Origin of the sequence: Streptomyces alkaliphilus, assembly GCF_014141535.1 — a bacterium.
Lineage (GTDB): Bacteria > Actinomycetota > Actinomycetes > Streptomycetales > Streptomycetaceae > Streptomyces > Streptomyces alkaliphilus.
Genome location: NZ_VKHT01001675.1, coordinates 1 through 537, shown reverse-complemented (window position 1 = coordinate 537; position 537 = coordinate 1). Strand labels below are relative to the sequence as shown.

Sequence of the window (537 nt, the reverse complement as noted above, 5' to 3'; positions counted from 1 at the left end):
GGTGCGTGGGGTTGATCGGGGCGGCCGTGGCGCTGGAGGGGGTGCGCACGGTGTTGTCGGGTACCACGGACGCGCGGGTCACCGCCGTGCTGCGACGGGATCTGGTGAACCGGCTGCTCGCCGTCGGGCCGGAGGCGACCCGACGCTTCGGGGCGGGGGACACGGTGACCCGGGGCACCGTCAACGCCGCGCACGCCGCCGGGTTGCCCGTCGCCCTGGCGGGGTTGGTGCCGGCGGTGCTCACCCCGATCGGCGGGCTGGTCGCCCTCTTCCTGCTCGATCCCCGCCTCGCCCTGGTGGTGTTGCTCGGCGCGCCGCCGCTGATCGTGTTGCTGCGGTCCTTCGCGCGGTCCACCTCGGACTGTGTGACGCGGTACCAGGTGGCGCAGGGGGCACTGGCCGCGCGGCTGGTGGAGACGCTGACGGGGGCGCGCACGATCGCCGCCGCGGGGACCCGGGAGCGCGAACGCGACCGGGCCCTGGAGCCGTTGGCCGAGTTGGGCCGGCAGGGTCGGCGACTGTGGCGGGTTCAGGGGG

The 537-nt window shown here is 76.0% G+C and carries 1 protein-coding gene; it reads left to right on the top strand.

Annotation, left to right across the window (positions count from 1 at the left end):
• A partial coding sequence (locus FNQ90_RS26270; protein WP_182608570.1) for an ABC transporter ATP-binding protein occupies positions 1-537 on the top strand: 537 nt, incomplete at both ends.